Source organism: Pseudoalteromonas sp. TAP-3C (assembly GCF_059888565.1).
Genome location: NZ_CM187618.1, coordinates 1,014,816 through 1,040,777, shown reverse-complemented (window position 1 = coordinate 1,040,777; position 25,962 = coordinate 1,014,816). Strand labels below are relative to the sequence as shown.

General features: G+C 39.4%; 21 protein-coding genes and 2 pseudogenes. 12 read left to right on the top strand and 11 right to left on the bottom strand.

Features of this window, described 5'->3' with window-relative positions:
- Positions 1-21: 21 nt before the first annotated feature.
- Entirely contained in the window at positions 22-1,050 is a 1,029-nt protein-coding gene (locus tag AC6H44_RS04830) for a DUF3549 family protein (RefSeq protein WP_500737808.1), read from the top strand.
- Complete coding sequence (locus AC6H44_RS04825) at positions 1,051-1,350, top strand: DUF3301 domain-containing protein (protein WP_500737807.1); 300 nt, start codon at positions 1,051-1,053, stop codon at positions 1,348-1,350.
- A 668-nt stretch (positions 1,351-2,018) separates the two neighbouring features.
- On the opposite strand, the gene AC6H44_RS04820 is transcribed toward AC6H44_RS04825, so the two are convergent.
- Together AC6H44_RS04820 and AC6H44_RS04815 are read right to left on the bottom strand one after the other, a co-directional pair.
- Positions 2,019-2,300, bottom strand: coding sequence for a DUF1294 domain-containing protein (locus AC6H44_RS04820; protein WP_500738377.1), 282 nt, complete (start codon positions 2,298-2,300; stop codon positions 2,019-2,021).
- A gap of 122 nt (positions 2,301-2,422) precedes the next feature.
- Positions 2,423-3,073, bottom strand: a complete 651-nt coding sequence (locus AC6H44_RS04815; RefSeq protein WP_500737806.1) for a GNAT family N-acetyltransferase — start codon at positions 3,071-3,073, stop codon at positions 2,423-2,425.
- 182 nt (positions 3,074-3,255) lie between these two features.
- Between AC6H44_RS04815 and AC6H44_RS04810 the strand changes: the two genes are divergently transcribed.
- The 3 genes from AC6H44_RS04810 to AC6H44_RS04800 all read left to right on the top strand — a co-directional run bounded on the left by AC6H44_RS04810 (position 3,256) and on the right by AC6H44_RS04800 (position 4,611).
- Positions 3,256-3,453 carry a DUF2789 family protein gene (locus AC6H44_RS04810; protein WP_500737805.1) on the top strand — a complete coding sequence of 66 codons (198 nt, stop codon included), beginning with the start codon at positions 3,256-3,258 and terminating at the stop codon, positions 3,451-3,453.
- 101 nt (positions 3,454-3,554) lie between these two features.
- Positions 3,555-3,824: a hypothetical protein gene (locus tag AC6H44_RS04805; protein WP_500737804.1), complete on the top strand. Its 270-nt coding sequence runs from the start codon at positions 3,555-3,557 to the stop codon at positions 3,822-3,824.
- Positions 3,825-3,837: 13 nt separating this feature from the next.
- Positions 3,838-4,611, top strand: coding sequence for a Zn-ribbon-containing protein (locus AC6H44_RS04800; protein WP_500737803.1), 774 nt, complete (start codon positions 3,838-3,840; stop codon positions 4,609-4,611).
- A 45-nt stretch (positions 4,612-4,656) separates the two neighbouring features.
- Here the strand turns inward: AC6H44_RS04800 and syd are convergent, their stop codons facing one another.
- Positions 4,657-5,196 carry a SecY-interacting protein gene (gene syd, locus AC6H44_RS04795; protein WP_500737802.1) on the bottom strand — a complete coding sequence of 180 codons (540 nt, stop codon included), beginning with the start codon at positions 5,194-5,196 and terminating at the stop codon, positions 4,657-4,659.
- Positions 5,197-5,255: 59 nt separating this feature from the next.
- Between syd and queF the strand changes: the two genes are divergently transcribed.
- On the top strand, positions 5,256-6,101 hold the full coding sequence (gene queF / locus AC6H44_RS04790; protein ID WP_500737801.1) for an NADPH-dependent 7-cyano-7-deazaguanine reductase QueF: 846 nt from the start codon (positions 5,256-5,258) through the stop codon (positions 6,099-6,101).
- Positions 6,102-6,133: 32 nt separating this feature from the next.
- Here queF and AC6H44_RS04785 read toward each other — a convergent pair.
- The 3 genes and pseudogenes from AC6H44_RS04785 to AC6H44_RS04775 all read right to left on the bottom strand — a co-directional run bounded on the left by AC6H44_RS04785 (position 6,134) and on the right by AC6H44_RS04775 (position 12,083).
- Positions 6,134-6,649, bottom strand: a pseudogene (locus tag AC6H44_RS04785) (hypothetical protein).
- Between the two features lie 35 nt (positions 6,650-6,684).
- Complete coding sequence (gene tamB, locus AC6H44_RS04780; RefSeq protein WP_500737800.1) at positions 6,685-10,356, bottom strand: autotransporter assembly complex protein TamB; 3,672 nt, start codon at positions 10,354-10,356, stop codon at positions 6,685-6,687.
- Positions 10,356-12,083, bottom strand: coding sequence for an autotransporter assembly complex protein TamA (locus AC6H44_RS04775; protein WP_500737799.1), 1,728 nt, complete (start codon positions 12,081-12,083; stop codon positions 10,356-10,358). Before AC6H44_RS04775 ends, tamB begins: the two co-directional genes overlap by 1 nt.
- A gap of 191 nt (positions 12,084-12,274) precedes the next feature.
- On the opposite strand from AC6H44_RS04775, the gene AC6H44_RS04770 reads away from it, so the two are divergent.
- Positions 12,275-12,607, top strand: coding sequence for a ribonuclease E inhibitor RraB (locus tag AC6H44_RS04770; protein ID WP_500737798.1), 333 nt, complete (start codon positions 12,275-12,277; stop codon positions 12,605-12,607).
- 36 nt (positions 12,608-12,643) lie between these two features.
- Here the strand turns inward: AC6H44_RS04770 and radD are convergent, their stop codons facing one another.
- The 4 genes and pseudogenes from radD to AC6H44_RS04750 form a co-directional block, all read right to left on the bottom strand.
- Complete coding sequence (gene radD / locus AC6H44_RS04765) at positions 12,644-14,395, bottom strand: DNA repair helicase RadD (protein ID WP_500737797.1); 1,752 nt, start codon at positions 14,393-14,395, stop codon at positions 12,644-12,646.
- Between the two features lie 110 nt (positions 14,396-14,505).
- A pseudogene (locus tag AC6H44_RS04760) lies at positions 14,506-15,542 on the bottom strand (ISAs1 family transposase).
- Positions 15,543-15,843: 301 nt separating this feature from the next.
- Complete coding sequence (locus AC6H44_RS04755) at positions 15,844-18,444, bottom strand: TonB-dependent receptor domain-containing protein (protein ID WP_500737796.1); 2,601 nt, start codon at positions 18,442-18,444, stop codon at positions 15,844-15,846.
- A gap of 413 nt (positions 18,445-18,857) precedes the next feature.
- Entirely contained in the window at positions 18,858-21,203 is a 2,346-nt protein-coding gene (locus AC6H44_RS04750) for a DNA polymerase II (protein ID WP_500737795.1), read from the bottom strand.
- Positions 21,204-21,263: 60 nt separating this feature from the next.
- Here AC6H44_RS04750 and dinG point away from each other — a divergent pair, with 60 nt between their 5' ends.
- The 5 genes from dinG to AC6H44_RS04725 all read left to right on the top strand — a co-directional run bounded on the left by dinG (position 21,264) and on the right by AC6H44_RS04725 (position 25,207).
- A complete protein-coding gene (gene dinG / locus AC6H44_RS04745) occupies positions 21,264-23,339 on the top strand; it encodes an ATP-dependent DNA helicase DinG (RefSeq protein WP_500737794.1) in 2,076 nt (691 codons plus the stop codon).
- Positions 23,339-24,115: a TSUP family transporter gene (locus AC6H44_RS04740; RefSeq protein ID WP_500737793.1), complete on the top strand. Its 777-nt coding sequence runs from the start codon at positions 23,339-23,341 to the stop codon at positions 24,113-24,115. The genes dinG and AC6H44_RS04740 overlap by 1 nt, the downstream gene beginning before the upstream one ends.
- A 1-nt stretch (position 24,116) precedes the next feature.
- Positions 24,117-24,725 (top strand): primosomal replication protein, encoded by a 609-nt coding sequence (locus tag AC6H44_RS04735; protein ID WP_500737792.1) that lies wholly within the window; start codon positions 24,117-24,119, stop codon positions 24,723-24,725.
- A 64-nt stretch (positions 24,726-24,789) separates the two neighbouring features.
- Positions 24,790-25,062 carry a late competence development ComFB family protein gene (locus AC6H44_RS04730; RefSeq protein WP_500737791.1) on the top strand — a complete coding sequence of 91 codons (273 nt, stop codon included), beginning with the start codon at positions 24,790-24,792 and terminating at the stop codon, positions 25,060-25,062.
- The gene (locus tag AC6H44_RS04725) at positions 25,055-25,207 is read left to right on the top strand and encodes a DUF2496 domain-containing protein (RefSeq protein ID WP_500737790.1); all 153 of its coding nucleotides are present in this window, start codon (positions 25,055-25,057) and stop codon (positions 25,205-25,207) included. The genes AC6H44_RS04730 and AC6H44_RS04725 overlap by 8 nt, the downstream gene beginning before the upstream one ends.
- A gap of 2 nt (positions 25,208-25,209) precedes the next feature.
- On the opposite strand, the gene AC6H44_RS04720 is transcribed toward AC6H44_RS04725, so the two are convergent.
- Positions 25,210-25,737 carry an SEL1-like repeat protein gene (locus AC6H44_RS04720; RefSeq protein WP_500737789.1) on the bottom strand — a complete coding sequence of 176 codons (528 nt, stop codon included), beginning with the start codon at positions 25,735-25,737 and terminating at the stop codon, positions 25,210-25,212.
- Between the last annotated feature and the right edge of the window lie 225 nt (positions 25,738-25,962).

Sequence of the window (25,962 nt, the reverse complement as noted above, 5' to 3'; positions counted from 1 at the left end):
AGTCAAAACAGTTGGAAATCCATGAGTGAACATATAGCCACGTTAGGCCAGCTTTTAGACGGTGCAGGCACTCAATGGCGTGCTTTTGATATTGGCAGGCACATTACCAAGCTTGATAAACAACAATTTTTAGCCATTGAACAAGCGCAAACCCCTTACCCTTACCCATTAGCAAGTCATGCATGGTTAGCTATTCAGTTTTGGGATAATAAAGCCAGTAATGAGCCTTATGTGTGGTTTTTAAAATTTCCGCTTGATGAGCAAAGTAAGTTGGTAAGCGCCAGTCGCGACCATTTTGCAGATATGGTTATTCAGGCACTGGGAAGTGAAATTACCGGTGAACAAGCCGACGGTACACTCGATAACAACCCTTATGTATTTACTCCAAACGCCAATAAATTAGCGGCGTTTAATGCTCAAGTTAAAGTGTTATTAAAACAACCAGCCTCACAGTATTACGAGCATGCCCAGCTTTATTTTAGCGGTCAGATTGGCTTTGATAATTGGCAAAGTGTCGCATTACAAGGCATTGCCGATTTTGCTTATCGTCTTAATAGTGCTGATAACTTAAAAAACTTACACACAGCGTGGCCTAAGTTACCTGTTGAGGTGTTACAGCCATTAAGTGCAATGCTTGAACACATCGACATTCCGCCAGCTTTAAGCGAATTATTATTAACTTATGGGCAAACTGCGCTTAAAAATAATGACGTCCTTGCCGCCACAGCTGCGCTGCGCGCAATATCATCAGGGCAAGCAACGGGGCTGAGTGCACAACTTGTTGACTGCGCGCTGAAATCGCCTTTAAAACAAGATTCTGATGTATTGTTAACTATTGCGGGTCGCTGTTTTAAACAGTTAGAACAGCCAGATCGTTTACATGTGTTTATGGATAACTGTGCGCAGCATGAGAAAATAGCTGAGTTATTTCCTAGCATTTTTGCAGATTTAGTTGCAATTGCGACTATTCGCCCTCACTTATTAGCTTTATTACGCAAAGAAAACAGAAGCGAGGCGCTTGCTCGCGCAATTGGAAGGTTATTCTCTTAAATGGCTAGTTTATGGATGTTCATACTTATTGGGGCTGTGATTTATTTTTTTTGGCTAAATCGTAAAATAGCCGAAGCCGCTAATGCCCACGCCAAACGCCAAAGTGAGCAATTGCAAGTACAATTAATGAGCGTAGCCTGCAGCAAGCGCCGGTTTGGTATTTTAAAAAATGGTAAACCGGGCATGAAAAGCGAGTTTATTTTTGAATTTTCAAGTGATGGCGAAAACGCTTATCAGGGGGTACTATTCATGGAAGATGAAAAACTAAAAAGTGTGGTTGTGCCACCACATAAAATATAATTTTACCAAAAAAACAAAGGCGTAACCTCGGTTACGCCCAAATTGCCAACATCCTGTAAGGTATCCTTTACCTAATCCCTGTTTATCATCCGCTAAACGAACAAACCACCGTGTTTATTCTCCATTGCATCATGCAATATCCCCTTGCCGCCTTGGCTATCCTGCGTAAACTAACGCTCCTGCAATTTCCTATCGCATCATCCTTGGCATCCTTTAAATAGCTCCAGCTATTTTAGTACTCCATGTACTTCCTATTTCATCCCTGCATCCGTGTTAATTAGTCCTTTGTGCTTCCTAGCGATTAACTGGTTGGTTGCCTGATTCCGTATCCGTAGCAGTAGCTCAATCATTGGGCTATGTCGTCTTGACTTAAGTAAAGTGTAAAGCAATCGGCTTAGTATGATAGTGAGAAAAACAGAAAAAATAACTGCCATAAAAATGAAAAATAAAAATAGCCATAGGTAACAGCAACTTGAAAGCTTTAAACGAATAAAAACGAGATTTAAACTGATAAGGCGCACGTTAATGTGAGATATATCTCACACGGGTGCGCCCTATTTGGAACATTGACTTAGAGATATTTTAAATACACTAAATGAAATACTTAACACATACCCCAAACTTAAGTACCACAAACTTAGATATGTGGGTATGAGCTTGCCGTAACTTTACTTAAGTATGTTAATCAACTGCTCCCCTTTTGGTGATATTAACCAAACCAGCACACAGATATTAGCGATAACCGTTAACCAAAAAACAAACCTAAATTCTTTTTTCTGCGATTTATGCCTAAGCAGCTGTTGTGCTATGGCCGCTCCCGGCCAACCGCCAACAAGCGAAAAAAAATGTAGCGTGCGCTCACTGGTGCGCCATGCGCCTCTTTTTGCTTTGGTTTTATCATACGCATATACAATAAAAGTTAAACTACTGGCGACAAAATATGTCCACACTGCATTTATGGGTATATACCCTGCATTTGATGCTATTAGTATTAGCACTAAAAATATTAGCGATAAGTAAATCGAAAATTTACTAACACGCTTTGTTTGCTTTTTATTCAGTTTTTCACCTGCTATTTATGGTTAGCCGTTTTAAATAATAATTGACCTTCAACTTGGTTAAATGTCAGTTGTTTAAAATGTTCAAAGCCTTGAGATTTAAAAAACTGTGTATGCTCGTCGCGAGTCACAAACACAGCCAATCCAGAGGACTCGGGGTTATCAAGTAATAAACTATCTAAGCCTTTAAGTAATGTGCGACCAAAGCCTTTACCCTGAAAATGTGGGTCAACGGCGATAAATGCTAAAAAGTAATAATTGCCTTGCGGCTTTAGTGCATCACGAATGGTTTTTTCTTTTTCGATTAGTTGATTCGTTTGTAAATAACCCGCACTTAACATCAGCTTTAATCGCCAATGCCAATAGCGCTCAGCCTGTAATTGGCTGTTTGACTCAAATACACAGGCAACCGCTTTTAATTTATCGTCGCGGTAAAGGCCAATTAAAGGCTGTTTTTCTTGCCAAAAGCTACTGAGTTCTTCACGGATAAGTGCACGTAGTTTTTTTTCATAATCAAGCGGGGTTTGTTTATTATACCCCAACAGAGTTTGTAAAATAGGATCGTTTTGGTACGCCTGATATATAAGACTTGCTGCCGTGCTTATATCTTCTGGTGCAATATGCTGTACGCTAAATGCGTCTGTTGATTTTGTTGTGGCTGTCATTTTATTTCCTTTATTATTTTACCCCCTGTTATTACGCCGCGTAACTTGTTAGGGATTAGTTTTGAACTACAACGATGAGCAAATACTTATATCACTATATACCTAAGAGCAATGATTAAGCGAGTTTGTATTTTAATTAGCACACTTATTTTCTGCGTTGAGTCAGATCATACTTTAACGACTTGCTGCTTAATAAACAAAGCGCAAATTCAGTAAGGGTTAAACTGGCTAGATATACCATTGCCGATACAATCTTGTTGCAAGACACTCCTTTTTGGGATGAAGCCCAACAACATTTTATTACTCAATCGTTAGCTGTTGATGGCGATTGGAGTGAAGTAATTGACGAATTAGATGTACGACTTCGTCAAAAAAAATAATTAAATGGCGCATTTTAATGTGCCTAAGCCACTTTATTGATAACATATTACTTTGTAGCATCTATGCTGCGAGCTTACATACTAAAAGAGTTATAAATCGAATGAATACTGCTGTATTTGAAGCCATTAAAGTCCTTCTTGATGAAGGCAAAGTCCCCACTGTTGCACTCACTAAAAGCCGCTTAACAACGCCGACCCCAATGCCGGTTATTATTGCTGCAGTGAGCCAGTATAAGAATAATCCAGATTCAATTTATAATTTAATGAAAACCCCTAAGCAACACGAAAATAATGCCGACCAAAAAGCCTCTCAGCTAGATAGAATTGAGCAAAAGCTAGACAGTTTATTGACATTACTTACACCAAAATAATTCGAGACTATAAATGTTTGTTGTTGATTTAACATTTGATTGCTACCAAGACACCACATTAGAACAAGCCGAACAAGCAATAAACCGCTTGGTAAATGCACTTCGCTTTAATGGGCAAATAATCGGGGAAGAATTCCCAACGGTTTTAAAGGATGGCTATTTTATCACCCGCGTTATGTGCCCAACCGAAAACGCTATGCATCCACTTAACAACAGTGCGTTTGTAAAACACAGTGTTGAAAAACTCCACGATGCGGGCTTGTTAGCACCCAAAGTAAAAATAATAGGCCAAGACATACATTCAAATGGCGCCGATGGCTGTAAAGAGCCCTCGAGCTATATTTTATATACCACCTATGTGCACACGTGCAGCCCACTGTATTGTGGCGACGATTTTTTACCGGTCCCGTTATTTAATATTCCAGCAATTGCCAATGGCGACTATAAAACATTAATTAAATGGCAAGAAGATTGGCAAGCGTGCGATCAAATTCAAATTAATGGTGCAACACGCTGTGAGTTTCCGGCGCTTGACGAAATAGCCAGCATCCAAAGCGATTTGTACCGCCGAGGTAAAGATATTAGCAAACGCATCAGCTTTTTAACTAAAAAGCCGGTTTACTATTATTTATACCGTGTGGGTGGCGCTGATAAAGTCTCTGAGCTTGAACGAAAATGCCCAAGTTGCCAAGGTGAATGGAAGTTGCCCAAACCATGGTTTGGTTTATTCGATTTTAGGTGCGAACCGTGTGGTTTAGTGTCTAATATTTCATGGGATTTTCAATAAATCCCACAACTAAGGTTTTATGTCTAACAACATCACAGCTTAAAATTATACAGTCAACGACGCTATAAATTCACTGAGGTTTTTGGCCAGCACATGATGTGGCTTTTTACCTACATATTCTAAGCACACTTCCCCTGTTTGTACCAATACGGTAACAAGCAAGTCGTCTTGGTCGGTTAAACCAATAAATACACTTGGCGCTTGTTTGAGTTTACGTTTCATTAAAACATGGCCGGTGATATTTTGTTGCAGTAAGTCAAAATCATCCTCATTCCATGCTTGTAATAATTCCACTTGATGGCCATCAATACTCGCGACAATACTGCCGGCAAACATATGGCCATAAAATTGACTCAGCGCCTCTGGAAACTCAAGTTCTAATGCGTTAGCGAGACTGGTTAATGAGCCTGTAGGCTCCCTAACTATCGCCTGCCATTGGATCATGCCATGTTCATCGACCGTGCCTACTTCACATAGGCTTGGCCATTGCTCATCGTGGGCAATGAGTGGCCGCTTTTGTGTGTTAGTAATGGTTTTTTCGCTAAATTTTTCGTGAAGTTGAGCTAATTGCATTGCAACAGACATACTATGAAACTCATTAAAATTATATATAATATCGCCATTGTAACTATTTAAGAGCCAATATGACAGATTACAGTAATTCTCCCGATCTTAAAGGTAGCGTACTTGGTCAATCCACTGAGTATGTCGATCAATACACGCCCAGCCTGCTTTTTCCTATTGCTCGCAAGCTTAATCGCGATGCATTAAGTATTGATGAAGCCGCATTACCATTTAAAGGCCAAGACATATGGACAGGTTACGAACTGTCTTGGTTAAATACCAAAGGTAAACCGCAAGTGGCGGTGGCATTATTTACTTTTGAATGTCAGAGCAGTCATATTATTGAATCTAAGTCGTTTAAGCTTTACTTAAACAGCTTTAATCAAAGTCGCTTTGGTAGTATTGAGATTGTTAAACAACATTTAATTGACGACTTATCCAGTGCGGTAAATAGCCCTGTAAAGGTGACTTTATACAGCGCTGATGACTACAACTGCATTCCTTGCACACCGCTACCGGGTGAATGTATAGATGAGTTAGATATTGAAATAGATAATTATCATCTCGATGCCCATTCACTAAAATCACAAAGCAATAAAGTAGTGAGTGAAACTCTGCATAGCCACTTGCTAAAATCTAATTGTTTAATTACGTCGCAACCGGATTGGGCCAGTATTATTATTCGCTACACTGGTGAGCAAGTGTGTCGTGAGTCATTACTACGTTATTTAATTTCGTTTAGAACTCACAATGAGTTTCATGAGCAATGTGTGGAGCGTATTTACAGCGACTTAACTACTCAACTTAATATTAAAGAACTTGAAGTGTATGCGCGTTATACTCGCCGTGGTGGCCTTGATATAAACCCTTATCGCTCAACCCATTATAACGACACCCCATTTTCGGTAAAAATAAACCGTCAATAAGCTAAACAAAAAAGGAGCTTCAGGCTCCTTTTTTAATCGTTAAGTTGCTTAGTTGGCACAGGCATTCCACACACATCAATGTAATTATGGCTATACGCAAACCATTCCTCGCTGCGGTTACTCCGAGCAATAATTAGTTGTTTGAATGAATTGGAGTCTGTTTTCATTACTTTAAATTGGCTGTTGTTGTTTGTAACATCAGCCAATACTTGCAGATCGGTAATGGGATTAAACTCACTATTATCAATGGGCGTTCGCGCTAGCTGATGAAAATGCGCCATGCCTTTAAGCACCCGACCAAACACGGTAATATTTTCAGTGTGTTTAGGCGCAAGCTTTGGGTTAAGCTCAATATAAGCGGCGCCTGTGGGCAAGGTTAACTTTAGAATATTCTCTGATTCAACCTATCGCCATTCGTCATCTTTAGCCGCAGCAATAATCTCACTGCTTGTTAACTTTTTAGCCGACGCTGGTGGTGATAAAGTACTTTGCTGGGCACACCCAGCAAACAAAACCGACACTAAAAGGATCACTACACGCTTTATCATTCCTTTCCTTTTTTATTATTATCTGCAGATATAGGTCAGTCCCAATTAAATTTATACAGTATGTCTACATTTTGGTTTAAGCCACTGGTTATCTCTATATATAGTTTTGACATAAGCTGATAGCGTACCGCTACTTCACTGAGTGACTCAAACACACCTACACTATATTTAACCTGCAAGCTCGGCGCTAGATAACCCGATATTTCTACCTTTGTTTGTTCACCACTGCCTTTTGAGCTTAAGCTAACATCTGAAAGACCAAATGATTCGCCCACTTGAGAAACAAGTCCTTCGCTACGACTCACACCTTGAGAAAGCAATAGCTGCGCTAACATGGCATCGCTTGAGCTATTTCCCTCGCCTAATGGTTGACCATTTAGTAAATACGCTAAAGCTTGGCCTTGATCCATTCCCGGCTCAGAAAACACTTTTAAATTAGGTTGCTCAACACTGCCCGTTAAAGTAACCCCGGCAATAACCCCATCAGCAGTATTATTTGGGTTTCGAATAGCTTTAATGTTTAAATGTGGTTTGTCTATTGCGCCACTAAAACCGATTTGCCCCGTTCTAATAATCAAATCTTGACCAAATGCTAAGTAAGTGCCTTCAATTAAATTAAGCTCACCAATGGCAATAATGGGTGAATCTTGGCTCATTTTTATGTCCATATCACCAACTACCTTAGATTTAAGGCCGAACGACTCAACTCTTACATCATTTTTAACAATAACCCGCAGATCAATATCGTAATTAAACGGTACTTTTTTAGAGGTTTGTGTTTTTTGATCAATAATTATTTCATCATCACTTACTTGCACAGCACCCTCGGGCAGTTCTTCTATTTCTATACGCCCATAAGGCACAATCACTTCACCAACAAGGTTAAGCGCGTTATCTGCTATGCCTATTTTTAGATCTGGCGATACTTTAAATATTACGCCTTGCTGCGCTCTAACAAAAAACTCATTACCAACAACAGCGACATTGACCGCAGGTTGCTCACCTTGCCAATCCACATCACCGGTAAGCTTAACGTGCCCACCTTGAGGATCACTTAGGTTACCTTTTATGATTGCCTTAGTTTTATTAAATAAAATATTTATATTAGCGTTTTCAAGTGCTACGGGTAATTGCTCTCCCGCTAAGTTAATGTCTGCAATATTAAGCTCACCCTCTAACTGAGGATCGTTAAGCGTTCCAGCTAAAGTAACCTGCCCGCTAATTGCCCCTTTAAGTTGCTCAAGCGTATCTAAAAATGGCTGAATATCTGAGAGTAAAATTTTATCTATAGTGACATTACCAGAAAGTATTTGCGTACTTTGAATGTCGTCAATATTTATTTGGGTTGCTATTTTACCTAACACACTGGATGCCAAGTTAGCTTCAATTTTACCGACCTGCGAGTCTGAAAAAGCAGTAATATTGAGTGTTTCTATAGGGAGTTTAAATCGATCTTCTTCTGAGGTGAGTATCGCATTTAGCTCATTCGAATTCACATTGGCGCTGAGCGTTTTAAGTGCACCCGCCTGCCAATTAGCAGCAAAATCGCCTATTAGGTCTCCACGTATGCGAATATTATCTGGCAATAAGTGCTTAAGCTCTTCAAGTGAAAGGTTAGCCAGTTTTGCATTAAACTGCCCAAGCGCTTTTGTTTGCAACAAAGTATCGATACACAATTTACTTTGAGCTGATTGCCAGCAATGAGCGCTCACATCAAAATCCCCGTTTTGGGTATTAACCATAACGGATATTTTTTTATTATTGTTAAAGCGCAGTTTTTTATCCGTTAAAGTTATGTCACTTAACTCACCACTCCAAATAGCATTTTTCATTTTGCCATTAAGCTCAACTGCTAACGCCCCTTTTTCAGCATCAATCGACGCACTAAGCTGATGATCAGTTTTATCACCACTGCCGGCTATGTTGACCTTATTAATTTGCTGGCCCATGACATATGCTGAATCAAGATTAACGCTAATATCTGTTTGCCAATCAGTGGCAGTATCTAATTGTGCTTTAAGCACAAGCTTGTTGATATTAATTTCATCATAAATAAACTGCTCTAGGGTTAATCCTAAATCAACCGCAGGGGTTAACCTTTCGCCCCGTATACTCAAATTCGCTTGGCCATTAGCAATAAAAGGAAGATTTTCTTCATCATTACTTTGCAACGCAATAGCGCCATTAATACGCCATTGCTGATCAACTTCGCCTGTTAACGTTAACTGATTCGCGCCACTACTGAGATTAAATTCATTTACTGTAGCCTTTAACTCATCGTTTAACTTAAATTTGGCAGCAAAATTAAGGGGTACATCATTGAGTAAACCACTTAGTTGGGTGTCATCCATTGCTAACTGCCAAGTATTCGCACTGGCGTTAAATGCCCCTTTAAACTGCCCTGAAATATCGCTAGTAAGCGTATCAGTTAAATATTGCGCTTTTAAATGCGATAATGCGCCGCTAAAGTTACTATTAATGCCATTTTGCCAATTTACCTTCGCCTGTAAGTTAGCCTCGCTATCATTCGCTTTTAGCGATAAGGTTTTAAGGCTTGCCTGGCTAAGCGAGCCATCAATTTGGCCATTAAAGTTCACACGCGGATAAGCACCTAGCTGACTATTACCAGTCAGTGCTAACTGGTAATCGTTGGCGTTGCCTTGCGCAATTAAGTTTACGTCGGTGATATTTAACGCGTTGTTTATTGTATTAAATGTCCAGTGATTAGCGTTACCGTTGACACTAAACGGGTAGTTTTGTTGTTTAAGATTAGTCGTTACGGCAAGTTTAAAAGGGAATAATTCGCTACTTGTTATATCTACATTTAGCTTCTCTAAATCCCCATCAATCAATATTTTGGCTTTGTATCCATGCCCTTTTAAACTCATATTGCCATTAATCGGCATTGAGCCCTCTAGCTTAGCGCTAAGTGCAGTATTAAGCTGCCACTGCTGATAATCTGCAGATAATAAACCAACGTTTACATCAGCACCCATCAAGCTCATTTGCAGCGCAATATTATTAACGGTATTTTTCTGCTCGCCCTGCTCTATGCTAAACTGAGTAATATTAAACTGTTCTAGGTTAATATTTACTGGCGAAACAAAAGTTATATCAGGTAATGCAGGTAAGTTGGTTATGGGTGTAGCACTGGCGGTGTTTGCTACTGATTGCTCTTTTAGTGCTATTAAAACACGAGAGATATTGAAATTTTTTATAATAATATCAGAGCGTTGTGCCTTTGCAGCAAGCACCATGTTGTTAACAACCACATTTGCAGTGGAATGATTTAACGTAAACTCATTAACCGCCAAACGCTTCAGTGCAACATTAAATGGCAAGCTAATTTGTTCAAGCGGTTTATCAGGTGTATCTGGGGCGTTAGATGACGCTGCGGGCAGCGTTAATTTTATAGCGCGAGCCGTTAAATTATCAATGCAAATGCCATCGCAGTGCCACCAAAATAAATCTATTTTTAATTGCTCTGCATCAAAAAGTAAACCGTCACGCTCAAAACGGAAATTAAACACATCATTATATAAAAAGCGCCCATTTTTTATTTCAATGTTTAAACCATCAACTAATTTATTAGCACTATAAGCAATTAATTGATTACCAGGCGCTGTAAAAACAATACAAAACACTATCACAAGCAAAACAACAATAAATGAGCTTATTATCGCTGTCACTTTTTTAAATACCGACATTAAACTTCAGGCCCTATAGTAATACTTAAGCGCGTGCTTTTACTTTCTTTAGTAAGCCCCCAAGCATGATCAATTCTTATTGGGCCAATAGGCGTTAAATAACGAAAGCCAAACCCTGCACCTACTTCAAAGCGTTCCGAAAAGTCATTAGTCGCCGTACCACCATCAACAAATAACGCTGCTCGCCAATTTTTAGCAAATTGGTAATTGTATTCTGCGGTAGTGGCAAGTAAGTACTTACCACCAATACGATCGCCATTTTCGTTTTCTGGCGAAATAGATTGATAAGCAAAACCACGTACACTTTGATCGCCACCTGCGTAAAACCGCAATGAGTATGGCACATTATTAATATCATCAACTAGCATAGCACCCACGTTCGCTTTTAAAAAAACCAAGTGCTTGTTAAGGTAAGTACGCAACCATGCATGCTGTAATTGCATTCTAACAATATTAGTACTGGAGAGCATGCTATCGAGTCCAAATTCTACCGAAATAGACCATTGCTCACCCGAGTAGGGCGTTGTTCCCCCTTTTGCTTGCTTACGAGCATAACTTATACCCGGCAGTAACATTTCAGTGGTTTTTTGTGCCTCATCACCTATACGATAGGTTTCTTGTTCGCGCCTGATAAACGCCGTACGCACCCATTTATGCTCAGTCAGCCATTGACGTTGTAGTTGCCCAGTTACTATTTCACTGTAAATATCGTCAGCTAAATCGTCTTCTAATTTATAACCCGCTGTTAAGCGCCATAAATCATCATTGGGATCATTAACAGGAATAGTATAGGCCATAGAAATATCTTGCTGACGCTTGGCAACATTTAAGTTGCTTTCAAGATAATGACCTTTATCAGTGATCCAAGGTTTAGACCACTTAAAACGTACCTTTGGACCTAGCTCTGTATTAAACCCTCCGCCTAGCTCAAAACTGTTCGCTGGTTTGTGTAACACATCCACCTTAATTGGGACTTGGCTGTTTTTCCTTGCTGGAATGTCAGCATAAACACGCACGCTGGTAAAATAAGGTGTGCTCGATAAATCAAAATTATAGTCGCCTATAACCGATGCTTTAAATAAGGTACCTATTTTAAATGGGGCTAACGAACGAATATATTTTTCAGCAGGGCTATCCTTGGTTATGACTACTTCACCAAATTGATAACGTACACCACTTTGCACAACAAAAGTAATAATGGCGCTGTGCTTTTTTAACGACACCTCAAATTTTCGTGTAGGCCATTTAGCATCAAAATAGCCATATTCTAATAACGCTGATTCTATTTTTTTATAAGCGTTGTTATACACACCATGATTTAAAATATCACCTTGCTTTAAACCCAAGTTTTCAATAACATTTTGAATTAATGGGTCATGTTTTGCCTCGCCATTAACTGTAATATTAAATGTCTCTATTCGCGTTGCACGGCCGCGCTCTATATTTGCAATCAGTTCACGATCATCTTTATTAAAATCAACATTAACAGTTGGGCTATAATAGCCTAATGCTTTTAAACTACTCTCAATTTGGCTTTTGGCATAACGGCGAAGTGATCGCGTTGACTTTTCGCCCACCAAGGGTTTTAAATAAAGCGCAACGTTGTTTTTTAACTCGCCACTAATTCCTTTTATTTCATAATCTTCAATTGTATTATCAGCCGCAATAGAGCAAAAGCTCAAAAATAAGCACAAATAAACAACCGATCTTAAAAGCTGATTGAACAAATAATAATCCTTACCATGAACCCATAAAAAACAACATACTAACAACCCAATAGTAGCATAGTGATAATGAGCCTAACATTAACTTAATTGCAATTACTGCGCAAAAAGGCGTAATCAAATTTTAGTACGCCTTAAGCGTATATTTTGGTTACAATAGCGCTAATGAATACATAAACGTTAATGAGTTTTCAATGCAATTTCCTGATGATGATAATGGCCAATTACTTGCTGAAATTTATGCCGAGGGTGTAGATTTAAGTAAAATGCAACAAATTGATTTTTATATTTTATTTGAACAACAAACCGATGCCGAAAAGTTTGCAACTAAAATAGTAACCGATGCACTAGTACAAACTGCCGATATAGAAAAATGCAAAGATACTGGCGTATGGGAAGTGGTTGCCCATGTACAAATGGTACCTGAGCACGCTTTACTAGGCCAAGCAGAGCAATACATTGAAAGCATTGCTAATGGTTTAAACGGCTATGGTGATGGCTGGGGATTAGACGCAGAAGAAGCATAGTCTCTAATTTAAATGATGAATGCTAACCAGCTTAGTCTATCGACTTAGCTGGTTAGCCTTTCTAAAGCTGCCTTTGTAATCAAAAAGTTTGTCGGCTACTTTCCAGCCATATTTTTTACTTTTGCGAGCAATTACAAAATCAGGCGCGATTAAATCCGGCTGGGCTTTTATAACTTGCTCAACACTTGTAAATGCAATCGGGGATTGACCTTGGCCTACACGCTTACCAAACTGTTGATTAAAATAGTACCGAGCACCTTTGTTTGCTAAATCAAAAACTTCATCACAACTGGCGCCATCTTCATCAAAATAAGTGACTTTTAACAATTGCGCTTTTAGTTGGCTTACACTCAAACCACTACAACGCAGTACTAACGCATCTTTAAGATTTAATGCATTTCGTAGTTTATCGTCAGGGTCGGCCATTACTGCGCCACAATCATGGCATTTTCGTGCAGCAATATCATTTTGTGCGCCACACTGCTCACACTCTTTAAAACGAAAACGGTAATCGCATTGCTCGCTTAAACCGTTATCATCTTCTAGCAAACCTTGGCAGCGCCTGCCAAAATGCTCGCTCACTTTGCCATCGCTGTCTGTTTTTCCCCAAAAAATGTTAGCAAAGCCACACCCAGGACACAGTACTTGCACGGGTTCATTATCGCTATCGCCTTTTTTATCTCCCACTTCTGGATAGAATAAATCAAAACCGTTGCCAGCATAATCAATCACTAAACAGTCTTTTTTGCCCTCAGCTAAACGCAGCCCCCTACCGACAATTTGCTGGTATAAACTTACCGACTCTGTGGGGCGTAAAATAGCAATAAAATCAACATGAGGGGCATCAAAACCGGTCGTCAGTACTGATATATTCACTAAGTATTTTAACTCTTTAGCTTTGAACAGCTTTATTATTTTATCGCGTTCGCTATTTGGCGTATCCCCGGTGATCAGCGCACTGTGATCCTCTGGTAAGTAGGTCATGATCTCTTGCGCATGCATTACGGTGGCTGCAAAAACCATCACCCCGTGGCGGCTTTCACTATACTGTATCACTTGCTGTAAAATAGCCTTGGTCGCACGTGTGCTATTTTTAAGTAAGCCATTCATATCTTCATTACTATATTGCCCAAATGCATTGCTAGTTAATGATGAAAAATCATAATGGCTAATTGCAGCATCAACCTCTTTAGGGGGAGTTAAGTAGTTATGCTTGATCATATACCGTAAAGGTAATTCAAAAATACAGAGTTTAAACGGGCTCTCTTTATTGCCTCTTACAAACCCATGGTAATGATGATGATAAATCCAGCCTAATCCTAATCGGTAAGGCGTTGCTGTTAAGCCTAATACTTTTAATTGCGGGTTATGCGTTTTAAGGGCATTAATCACTTTTCCGTATTGGCTTTTTTTTTCGCCATTTACTCTGTGGCACTCATCAATAATAAGTAATGAATAGTGCTCATTAAGCTTATCTAAATTGCGCGATAACGACTGCACACTGGCAAAAGTAACTTGATGAGTTAACGATTTTTCTTTTAATCCAGCGGAAAATATACTCGCCTCAAGACCAAAGCTTTTATATTTTTGCGCATTTTGCTCAACCAATTCTTTAACATGCGCCAGTACCAATATTTTTTGCTTCGCTATACGCGCAAGCTCAGCAATGACTAAACTTTTACCCGCCCCCGTGGGCAACACAATAACAGCAGGTTCGTTAGTTTTTCTAAAGTGTAAAACGGTGCGTTCAACCGCCTCTTGCTGGTAGGGTCTGAGGGTGTAGGTCATTTGGGAGTTCATAAAATTTTAATGTATAAAATGATAACAAAAAAAAATTCATTGCAATACGTTACTTATGTTTTCAATTTATATTTATAGGAGGGTTAGAGGCAATCGCATTAAAATATTTGTAGTAATTTGAGCAAGTAATTATTATTCCAACCAGCCATTTGCCGCTTAATTTTAATCCCTACTTTATGACTAGTATCTGAAGTTAATAAATTTAAAGAGATATGGCGTAATATGGCCATGTTTTGATCTGCATTTCCTTGGCGAATTCGACACCGATCTTCATCAAACGCCATGTCTAATGTCCAGTGAAGATTATTCTCTACTCCCCAATGAGCCGGACATAGTGAGCAAATCTTTCCGCATGATTGTGTTTAATGCTACTAATAAAGTAGCGGGTTTCTTCTGACCATTTATCGGCATCAAACCGTCGTGATGTCACGCTAATAATGCTCCCAAGGTGTGGGTGCGCGTGTTCTGCCCTCAGCCAGTCAATTTGGTCACATGACGTCACTATTTGCTCTTCTATACGACCATGATCTACATCGACACTTTTGTGGGTATTTAGGCTGCTGTGATAGCTTTTAGGGGTGTCTTCAAAAAACAAGCGCACGTCATCATGCAAAGTACTTTGATTTCCTTTAAGGGCCGATACATAATTCGCGCCTTTACTAACGATCAACTCAGCCGATTTCTTTTGGGTATTGATGGCATCTGTGGTGATGATGCTGCCGTTGATATCTAAGCTTTTGAGCAACGCAGGTAAGGCCGTTATCTCATTCGATTTATCATGAGAGCGGCGAAGGCATTTACCGTCAACAGCGATCACATCCCCGGTCACATTTTTAACTATCGCTGTGATCCAGTTAAAAAAACAGTTTTGAAATTGCTCAGGATCGATTAACGCAAAAACACATCCAAAGGTATCATATGAGGGAATACCATTTTATAGGGACAAATATTATTCAAACAAAGAGCGTTTTATATGGGCAAACTTTTCAATGGCAACCCAGCTGTCACAGCCGCAGATAACGACGCATAAAGTAATAAAAAAGGTGTATTCTAATTTATGTAACAGCTTTCTTTGCAGGCGAGAGTCTTGGATATCGTTGAAATGTTCGATAAGTGTCGGCTTATATTTGGTCATTTTAGGTTGCTTAAAGGGGAGTAATTGATCAAATTAGAGGTTCTGTGTCAAGCAGATTTTAATGCGATTGCCCTAATGTTGAGTATGTGACATATTGAAACTTTGATAAATAATGACTAACGTCATTATCAAGGCTCAGATTAAATTTGGAATAACGCGGAGTAATGAGCGCTTACTACTATCTTTCAGCCTATCGAGTTTGCCAGCTTCACTGGGCAGACAAAAAATGGCCAGAAGAAAAATCAACTGGCCTATATTATTTTTACTACATAATTTTAATACAAAACAACTGAACTAAATATTAGAAAGATAATTCAAATTTTGTGTAGTAAAAACGACCCATATTGTCATATAGTGACTGATCGTACCAAGGCCAACCACCAGATGCTACTGTTGAAAAAGGTGGCTCTTCATCAAATAAGTTTCTCACACCAGCTGAAAACTTAATTGAATCAGTAATATAGTAATGGCCAGACAAATCAACCTGTGTATAACTATCAACTTCAAGGCGAGTTTCAGGTTTAGCAAAATCACAACTACCTGATGCTAGACCACCTTCATGGTCAACTGTTTCACCTACATAGCGTACATTTAAATTTGCACCCCAGTTGTCACTAGTAATACTGCTATAAAAGCTAGATGACCATTCAGCCTCTGAAGTAGTTCCTTTTTCTTCACACAAAGGCTGTATTGCTGAAGTTTGCTCTTCAGAGCTTAAAAGCTGAGATGCTCTTACACCTGCAATAACAACACCTAATGATGTATCAAAAGTATAATTAACGTTGTAGTCAATACCCGAGCCTTTTTGTTCAGATAAGTTTTGTAAGTTTGATCTAACAAAAGCATCAGGATGCGCAATTCGTCCACCAATTCGGTTTACTAGTTGCGGGTAATCACTTTCATTATTTAGAATCTCTTGAACACCTAAAGATCCGATTTTATCTGAAACTTCAAAATTCCAATAATCAGCAGTTACCGACAAACCTTCTACGAAATCAACATCCCAAGCGAAACCTAAACCATAACTTTTAGATGTTTCCGGTTTAAGATTTGGGTTACCACCACTTAATGAACGTATTTCGCGTGTTGAACATTGGCTTGCATCAGCCGCACATGCTTTAGTATCGATTGCTTTCACAACACCAAAACTTTCGTCAAGATATAAGTTACCTAGTGTCGGAGCCTTAAAACCCGTTCCATATGAAGTACGAATTAACAATGTATCTGTAGGTCTTACTGCAATAGCTAGTTTATAAGTAGTCTCAGAACCTAAGTCTGAAACAGACGTTTCAATAGAGTCGCTTCGAACTGCTGCAGAAACCTCAACCATTTCAATTGGACGTGCGTTAAGCTCTAAATAAAATGAATCAGTATCTTTAGCACCTCGTCCATTAGATGCTGCGCCACCTGCGATATCTTGAGATTGTTGTGCAATATCTGTTACATCAAAATATTGTTCTTCGCGAACTTCCGCACCAACTGCAAAGCCTACAGCTTCATCACCAATTTCAATAGGCAACATTCCCGAAAGACCAATATTAATTATCTGTTCTTCAAATTCACCTTGTCGATGCGTAGCGATTGATAAAGCTTCAAAATCTTCAAATGTATTTGCACTGGTTAGTTTAATATCACCAGCAGCGATAGCATCTGTTAGCGCTTTTTTTGATATTTGACCACCCACACCAACACTTGATTGACGAGCCCAACTTTTTTGGTATTTAGCGTCTAAGTAAATGTCGTCAGTTAATGAGTAATCTAAACCAGAGGCAAATCCTGTTGTTGAATTCACTTGATCTCTTGCACGAGGTCCTGCTTCAACTGTACGACGGATAATAAACATATCTCGTCCAAAGGGGTTTTCCTCGTTATCAGCACCAACAAGTGTGAATGGCGCTGGTGCAGCTCCATTTCTAACTTCTGTTTGAGTTCTACTAGTTCGACCTTCTGCCCAAACCCTTAAATCATCAGAAACACTATATTCACCACGAGTGTATAAGTTAAACTTTTCAATGTAAGGGAATGCTTGATAAAGCTTCGCAAAATCATAGGCACACTCTGTTCCACTATCAACAATTGTTGTTGGGCGGACACTCTCTTCAGGGCATCCAGCTACTGGAAAAGACTCTGAGAAATCTGTTTCAATCCACGTACCAGGAAAACCCGTAGGGCTTCGACCATCGGTACCGTTCGGCGCAATAGCAGTACCAATTAGAGGGCGGTCTGTTGCTTTAACAGATTCACGTTTATAGAAATCGGCTGCAAACATGACATTACCACGGTCCGAAGAAACACCTGTCACTAGCTGTAATGATGTAGTTCCGGCATCACCTTCTGCAGATTGACCATATTGCGCAGAAACGTTTAAACCTTCAAAATCTTTCTTTGTTATTATGTTGATAACACCTGCAACAGCATCTGCACCATAAATAGCTGATGCACCATCAGATAAATACTCTATACGCTCTACTGCAGCGATAGGTATTTGGTTGATATCTGGGCTAGCACTACCACCAGTTGGAGTACCAGGTAAACGATTACCATTCACTAAGAAAATTGTATAGTCTGCACCTAAACCTTTAGTTGCAAAGCTTGCCTCACCACCACCTTGCGTTAGGGTGTCATCGGCCGTATCGATGCCTGGGCCAGCGATATTCGATTTAATTAAGAAATCAGCAATTGTCTCTGTACCCGATGCTTCGATCGTAACTTTATCAAAAACTTGTACAGGGCTAGGACCTTCCATATCTACACGTTTAATACGTGAACCTGTTACTTGAATTCGTTCAACCTTTTCTACACCAGCTTCCTCTGCAAACGAACTTGCAGAAAACGCTGCAGTAGATGCTGCACCAAAAGCGATCGCTAAGCGAACTGCTTTTGAAACTTTATTATTTAACATTTGATTCTCCCTAGAATACTATTTGTTTTTTATTTTTGACCACTTATTTGTTAATTAGTTGGTGATCACGACCTTGATGATAATACTATGCACGCAAGGTGGTCAACATTAAATTAACTTTAAAAGTACTTTATATGACTTTTCGTTATCATTTTAATGTTTATTTTGTTTGCTTTTTAAGCGCTCATTTGGCTTTAATTTAGAAACAAACTTACAAATAAAACCTAAGCAATTGATTATATTCATCTTTATTTAATTGAGTTTAGTTTTAACTTTGTAATTATTTTGAATAATAATGTAACCAGAATCACGAATATTAACTTTTTATTTTACACGTTATCTCAAAATATCTGCGTTTAGCATTTTAAAGCCGAAAAACAACCTATAAAACACTTGTTTGGCTCATAACTAGGTTAAAACAACGTGGCTTGGGTAGATTCAGCTGATGTATTTAATGCACTGAGTATCATTTGCGCGATAGGTTCAAGCTGTCTTTGGATGTATAAAGGATAATTTAACGTATTTTTGCCGTTATAAAGCTCAGCGCCGGTTACTGCATAAACATATTTAATTGCTTGCCCGCGTTTTATTTCAAACTCGGGGTGGCTTGCTTTGTATTTTTTAACGGCTTGAACATGCGGGGGAATATTTTTGATGTAGTCGCTCAGGTGTTGTCCCAAGCGCTTTTTGTAAACTAATTTATGGTCAAACTCACCGTTGTAAAGTTTTTGACTGTAGCTATTTATAATATTATGCAGTTGTTGTATTTCAAAGTTGTCAGTAAATAACGTCTCAAATAATTCGGTTTGAAACTCTTGTGCAAACTCAGTCCAATCACTACGTACCGTTTCCATACCTTTAAATACTAATTTTTTTTCATTATTTTTGGTTACTTGCCCCACATATCGCTTTTTAGAGCCTGTTTTTTTACCTCGTATAGTTGGCATAAAAAACGGACTGTAATGAGTTTCAAATTCAATTTCTAAATAACTTTGCAAATTATAACGTTGTTTTAAATCAGCTTGCCACTTTTGGTTAATATAACGGACAAGTTGGTGGCCAATGTCGTTACATTGCGCGGGGGTTTTATCTTCACAAAGTTTTACAAACGTAGAGTCAGTATCCCCGTAAATTACCTCAAAGCCTTGCGCTTCTATCCATTTACGGGTTGTTTGCATAATTTCGTGGCCACGCAAAGTGATAGAACTCGATAAACGCGGGTCGTAAAACCGACAGCCCTTAGAGCCGAGTACGCCATATAAACTATTCATAATAATTTTAATCGCTTGCGAGAGCATCGGCTGATTGGTGTCTTTTGCCTGCTGACGTGTTTGTGTTAGGTGTGCAATTAATTTGGGGAGATGGTGCTGCGTTCTTGAAAATAACGCCTGATTAAACCCTGCTATAGCATGCTCTGGTGCATTTAAGCCAGCTATTAACCCTAAAGGGTCAATACAAAACGTACGCATAATCGACGGGTATAAGCTTTTAAAATCAAGTACCAAAACGTTTTTATAAAGCCCAGGCGTCGACTCCATCACATAGCCACCTGGGCTTTCGAATGAGAGCCCATGATCGCCTAAATTGGGTGCAACATAACCACTGCGATGCAATAGCGGTAAGTATAAATTTGTAAATGCGGCAACCGAGCCCCCCATGCGTTCCAGTTCAAGCCCGGTTATTTGGGTTCTGACTATGGCAAATTCAAATAACTTTAATTTTTCGAAAATTTGATTAACCAAAATACAATCTTGGCGGTTATAGGCCGCTAACGCGAGTTTATCTTGGTTAAATTGGCGCACAATTTCAGTTAGTCGGTTATCGGTTTTTATTAGCTTTGATTGGTTAAGTACCTGCTCTGCAACACTTGCCAACGAAAAGCTATCAAATCGATAAGTAGCATTTTTTAAGGTGTCAATGCCATCTATTACACAGCGCCCAGGAAGCGTTAACCGAGTGTAATGGCCTTTGTTTATGTACAAAGGTTGGTTATCTCGACCAAAATTAAGGCTAAGCCCTAAGGCCTCAGCGCGCTCTTGTAACAGGCTAAAGTCAAAATCAATGACATTCCAACCAATAATTACATCGGGATCATTATTTATAATGTACTGCTGCAGCTTGGTGAGTAGGTTAATTTCGTCATAGCACCAGTCTATTTCAAATGTCGAATCGCTCTGCTGTGGCTCCCCTATCATTAATACACAATCTAAGCTGTTCCCCACAAGTGCTACACTAAATAGCACGCCATCGCCATTGCATTCTATATCTAACGAAACAGCGCTAAGTGCTGGCGTATACTCGGTGTTTGCTTTTAACTTTGCGTCACTAATTTCAATAAAGCCATTTTTAGCGGTGGCGTTACCCGTAACCCATACGCCTCCTTTAATAAAACGCTCCATTAAAAAGCGGTCGCTGTGGCGTATGTCGGCCTCATAAATTGGCATTGCTTGTTCTAATACCGCTCGCGCAGCATATAAACTGTGTAGTTGGTTAAAATAACAAGCAATACATTTATTACCATTAAAATGGCAAAGTTGAACATTATTAAACTGTACTTTTATATTGGCCTTGGTTAACAAGTCATTCGCTGTATGTTGCTCTGCCAATGGGATAAAAAACACCGCTTGCTGGTTTTCAATCGTCACTTTTATCGGGCCCTGATCAGTGCTTAGCCAATAGCACAAGGTAATACTTTGGCCATTTTTAGCCGCGTATTGTTGCCTTGATAAAATAAAGCCCTGATAGATTGCTTGTGTCAATGTTCGATCCCACTTAATATATGCACTGTAATTATATACATATTTTAGGTCAATCATCACATGCTATCGAGCTCACTAAAAAAAACAATTAGACAAGTACACCAGCATGTGGCAAATAACCTAACCGATTACCGCCCTCGCAGTAGCCAAAACTATTTAGTTGCCGAAATCGCTAAAACCTTAGCCGGTGAGTACCATAAAAAACAACGTATTTGTGTTATTGAGGCAGGCACTGGCACAGGCAAATCGCTCGCCTACTGCCTAGGTGCACTGCCACTGGCATTGGCACAAAAAAAGAAACTGGTTATTTCAACCGCCACGGTTGCCTTGCAAGAGCAATTAATAGCAAAAGAATTGCCGTTTTTTAAAAAACACTCAGGGCTCGATTTTAAATTTGACTTAGTCAAAGGTCGCCAACGCTACATTTGTGCGCACAAGCTACATAATGCGCTAAACAGCGATAGCCAAACGCAAATGGAATTTATGCCTACCCTTACCTCACCATTGAGCGACATGGAAACAAAATGTTTAAAGCAACTTTACGATGCCTATGTAAATAAAAAATGGCAAGGTGACAGAGACAGCTGGGCCGATACTATTTCTGATCGAGTGTGGGGGCTGATTGCTTGCGATAAGCACGCTTGCCAGCGCCAAATGAAAGCTCATCAAACCTGCCCATTTCAACTTGCTCGCCAGCGGTTAATGCAAATGGATGTATTGGTTATTAATCACTCGTTATTGTTGGCCGATTTAGATTTAGGAGGCGGGAAAATTTTACCCGAGCCCGACAACACCATTTACGTAATAGATGAAGCGCATCACCTTGCCCATATTACCCGCGACTTTTCATCTGCCGCGGCGACTATAAAAGGCACGATTGAATGGCTTGATAAACTCACTAAATTTAGCGGCAAAATGGCTAAAGTATTAGTGGGTCAAAAAGGCATTGGACAAAACTTTAAGTTATGCGATAGCGTTAATGATGCTAACAAAGATTTAAAAGTAGTACGCGATATACTCGATAACGCCGATTTTGAATATTCAAAAGACGATACCTACCGCTTTGAACACGGTGAAATCCCCAAGTCGCTACACGCAAAAGCAAAAGACATAAGCGAAGCCACGCTTGATGCATTACGGTGTTTAAATAAAATGCACGACACTCTCACGCAAGATGTAAGCGACGGTGATATTAAATCCTATGTTGCCGACCCCATTCTGGCTGAAAGTGGGCAATACATAAACCGCTTAGAACAGCTTAATAAATTATGGTTTAGCTATGCAACTAAGGGGGAAGGCACACCTCACGCTCGCTGGATAAAACGCCTTGAATATAAAAACCATCACGACCATCTACTCAGCGACTGCCCGATTGAGGTGGGGTATTATTTAAAAGATAAACTGTGGAGCGAATGTGCGGGTGCTGTTTTATGCTCAGCAACTCTGAGCGCCTTGGGCTCATTTGATCATTTTGCCTACGAAAGCGGCCTTGCCAAGGAAGAAGGGGTTAAATTTATTAAAGTGCCCTCACCGTTTGATTATCCCAAACAAGCCACGTTGCGCATTCCGGCCTCAAGTATAGAGCCGACAGATAAAGAGTTTAGCGATCACATTGCTAAAACGTTACCTGAATACCTAAACACTAAAAAAGCAAACTTAGTGTTATTTGCATCCTATTGGCAAATGGACCATGTGAGTAAGTTTTTAAGGGCAAAAGGCTTTAACTTATTAGTGCAAGGTGAAATGTCGCGTGAGGCACTTTTAAAGTTACACACTAAAAATATTGATGAGGGCAAAGGCAGTATTTTATTTGGCACCCAAAGCCTTTCAGAAGGGCTTGATTTACCGGGGAAATATTTAGAAAACCTGATTATTACTAAAATTCCATTTGCAGTGCCTACCTCGCCAATAGAAGAAGCGCAAGCTGAGTTTGTACAAAGCAAAGGCGGTAATCCGTTTTTGTCGATAACCGTGCCCGATGCAGCAAAGAAATTGGTACAAAGCTGTGGTAGACTGCTACGTAAAGAAAGTGATAGCGGCACCATTACAATTTTAGACAGGCGCTTAATCACTAAGCGATACGGAAAAGCCATGCTTGACACCTTACCACCTTTTAAAAGACAAATAGATTACTGATGTTTGAACTTGCACTTGACCCTACAACATGGGCTATTTTATGTGGCGTTGCACTTTTGGCTGGTTTTATTGATGCTATTGCCGGTGGTGGTGGCTTACTGACTGTACCCGCACTTTTAACCGCGGGCCTGCCCCCACATTTAACACTGGGTACTAATAAACTTGCAGCAACGTTTGGCTCATTAACAGCCAGTATTACCTATTATAAAAAGCAATTATTCAACCCCAAATTTTGGTTTGCCTCAGTTATTGCCACCGCCATTGGCGCGCTAATTGGCACCTTGATTGTTGATCATTTAAGTATCGAGTTTTTAAACAAATTATTGCCTATCATCATTATTTTAGTGGCTTGCTACAGCTTATTTGGTAATTTAAGCACCACACAAAGTGACGACCTACCAACATTAACGCCGGCAATAAAAGTTAAACAATGGCTACAGGGACTAAGCTTAGGATTTTTTGATGGCCTAGCAGGGCCAGGTACCGGCACTTTTTGGACAGCTTCAAACGGCATGCTTTATAAAATGAGCTTATTGCTCAATTGCGGCTTAGCGCGGTCAATGAACTTTGTGTCTAATTTTATTTCGCTCATTACCTTTGTTGCACTTGGCCATGTAAACTTTTTATTAGGTATTACTATGGGCTTTTTTATCATGCTTGGCGCTTGGTTTGGCGCACACTCAGCGATTCGTTTTGGCAGTAAATTTATTCGTCCTGTGTTTAACACTATGGTGATACTTTTAGCATTAAAACTCATTTACGAGGCATACTTTTAATATGCAACCTGCTGCTTTAGATAAATTACGCCAACAAGTTGCCACGCTTAAGCAACAGGCCGAGCAATTTGACAAAGCAAAACTGTTTGCTAAAAATCGTTATATGCAAGCACAGCCGAGTTTATTTGACAGAGCCGTATTTAGCACCAAAAGCATGAACTTAGTTGATTACGTAATAGAAATAGAAGACGAAATAGCCAGCTTACCACCGAGTGAACACCGCCATGCATACACCTATGCACTGGAACGTATTGCCAGCCAAGTACAAGCCGTTTTTAATGTTATTAAATCTACCCCTATTTGGGTAAAAGAAAACAAAAGCCATTACAAACCTCGTGCCAAGCAGCCCGTTTATAAACAAGCGGTGCAAAAAATAATGCAATCATCTCACGAGCTCTATGATGAGCTTAAACAAAATCACGAGTTTGAACGGCGTTTAATACTTATGATTGAAGAGCGTAAATTGCAAATGAAAAAAGCATCGCCTGCGCAAGCACAAAAACTTAACCAAGAAATATTAACCACTCATGCACGACTTGGTCGTTGTAGAAAAGCCATTTCGGCCACCGAAGACAAAATTCAACAAGTAGAAAAACAACAGCTACGCTAAGACCTCGATTTATAACAATCCTTGGTATAGACTCAAACAATACAATAAAAAGAGTGACAAAAATATGCGATTAGATGACGACATACACAATTTTTACGAAAAACTGGTGCTAGAAGAAATAGAAAAACGTAACCTTAATGAACATTACAATGAAGATGTAATGGCTGATTTTTGCTGTACCGTGCTCAACCAATTACCCCCACGCTACATTCGTTACGATGTAGATATGGTATTTTATTTAAGCCAAGCAGATCGAATGGATATGGAGCAACGCGTTGACACAGCGATAAAATTTGCTATTGATCAAATTGCTAAAAAGAAAGATCTTAATGAGTAACCCGCTAGAACAAGCCGCTACACATGTAAAACTCGCGGTTGATTTAATTATGCTATTAGAGCAGCACGATATGGAGCCCGAAGAGGTTTTAAAAGCACTCGATATCGTAAAAAGTGACTTTGAGCTAAAGCTAGTTAATACCTAGCTTTACTCTATTATTTGTATTTCATGAACGGTAACTGCACCATCGTGCTTATTACAATCTATTTTAATTTCACCAAAGGTTCTTCTCGGTGATATTGACCTACGGCACGTCATGTTTTGAGCTTTAACACCAAATTGCTCAATATAAGTTGCAACAATTGCATCTATTTGTTTCTTCTCTTGTGCTGTTGCAGCGGCATAAAAAGTATCATATTGCTGAGACCAACTTTCAACGCCAGCCTCCGCAGCAACACCCAACCACCCCATACCAAGTCTGGTTGATTGCTTTAAATATTGTCCTTTTAAAAACATAAACGCTAGGGTGTATTGTGCGCTCTTATAACCCAGTGAAGCTGGCTCTTCTAAATAGTTAAAAGCCTCTTCAAACTCCCCTTTTCTGTAGGCTTTAACACCATTATATTCTTTTTTCTTCATTGTATTGTCGCTGTAAAGCCCTACAGGTGACGAGTTACAGCCGGTTAATAAAGCCGTAGTTAGCAACAAAACTATACCCCGTATTCGATTATTCATTATTATCCTTAATTTATTATTTTTAAAATTGAGTTCAAAAAATGGCTTACTGTATTAATAAAAACAGCATTTATAAATGCAACTATCACACACTTATTAACGCAACTTTAACTTTATCATGAACTTGAGAAGCTTTCAGTTATTACTTTCCAATGGGGATTTGAAAGTATAGTGCTGCAAGACTGTTCACTATTAGCCGCCAAGCTTAAAAAAGTAAAATTAGCC

What these genes read in the sequence shown, in the direction of transcription:
- AC6H44_RS04830 (WP_500737808.1), top strand. Translation starts at nt 22, where the DNA reads ATGAGTGAACATATAGCCACGTTAGGCCAGCTTTTAGACGGTGCAGGC.
- AC6H44_RS04825 (WP_500737807.1), top strand. Translation starts at nt 1,051, where the DNA reads ATGGCTAGTTTATGGATGTTCATACTTATTGGGGCTGTGATTTATTTT.
- AC6H44_RS04815 (WP_500737806.1), bottom strand. Translation starts at nt 3,073, where the DNA reads ATGACAGCCACAACAAAATCAACAGACGCATTTAGCGTACAGCATATT.
- AC6H44_RS04805 (WP_500737804.1), top strand. Translation starts at nt 3,555, where the DNA reads ATGAATACTGCTGTATTTGAAGCCATTAAAGTCCTTCTTGATGAAGGC.
- AC6H44_RS04800 (WP_500737803.1), top strand. Translation starts at nt 3,838, where the DNA reads ATGTTTGTTGTTGATTTAACATTTGATTGCTACCAAGACACCACATTA.
- syd (WP_500737802.1), bottom strand. Translation starts at nt 5,196, where the DNA reads ATGTCTGTTGCAATGCAATTAGCTCAACTTCACGAAAAATTTAGCGAA.
- queF (WP_500737801.1), top strand. Translation starts at nt 5,256, where the DNA reads ATGACAGATTACAGTAATTCTCCCGATCTTAAAGGTAGCGTACTTGGT.
- tamB (WP_500737800.1), bottom strand. Translation starts at nt 10,356, where the DNA reads ATGTCGGTATTTAAAAAAGTGACAGCGATAATAAGCTCATTTATTGTT.
- AC6H44_RS04770 (WP_500737798.1), top strand. Translation starts at nt 12,275, where the DNA reads ATGCAATTTCCTGATGATGATAATGGCCAATTACTTGCTGAAATTTAT.
- radD (WP_500737797.1), bottom strand. Translation starts at nt 14,395, where the DNA reads ATGACCTACACCCTCAGACCCTACCAGCAAGAGGCGGTTGAACGCACC.
- AC6H44_RS04755 (WP_500737796.1), bottom strand. Translation starts at nt 18,444, where the DNA reads ATGTTAAATAATAAAGTTTCAAAAGCAGTTCGCTTAGCGATCGCTTTT.
- dinG (WP_500737794.1), top strand. Translation starts at nt 21,264, where the DNA reads ATGCTATCGAGCTCACTAAAAAAAACAATTAGACAAGTACACCAGCAT.
- AC6H44_RS04740 (WP_500737793.1), top strand. Translation starts at nt 23,339, where the DNA reads ATGTTTGAACTTGCACTTGACCCTACAACATGGGCTATTTTATGTGGC.
- AC6H44_RS04735 (WP_500737792.1), top strand. Translation starts at nt 24,117, where the DNA reads ATGCAACCTGCTGCTTTAGATAAATTACGCCAACAAGTTGCCACGCTT.
- AC6H44_RS04730 (WP_500737791.1), top strand. Translation starts at nt 24,790, where the DNA reads ATGCGATTAGATGACGACATACACAATTTTTACGAAAAACTGGTGCTA.
- AC6H44_RS04725 (WP_500737790.1), top strand. Translation starts at nt 25,055, where the DNA reads ATGAGTAACCCGCTAGAACAAGCCGCTACACATGTAAAACTCGCGGTT.
- AC6H44_RS04720 (WP_500737789.1), bottom strand. Translation starts at nt 25,737, where the DNA reads ATGAATAATCGAATACGGGGTATAGTTTTGTTGCTAACTACGGCTTTA.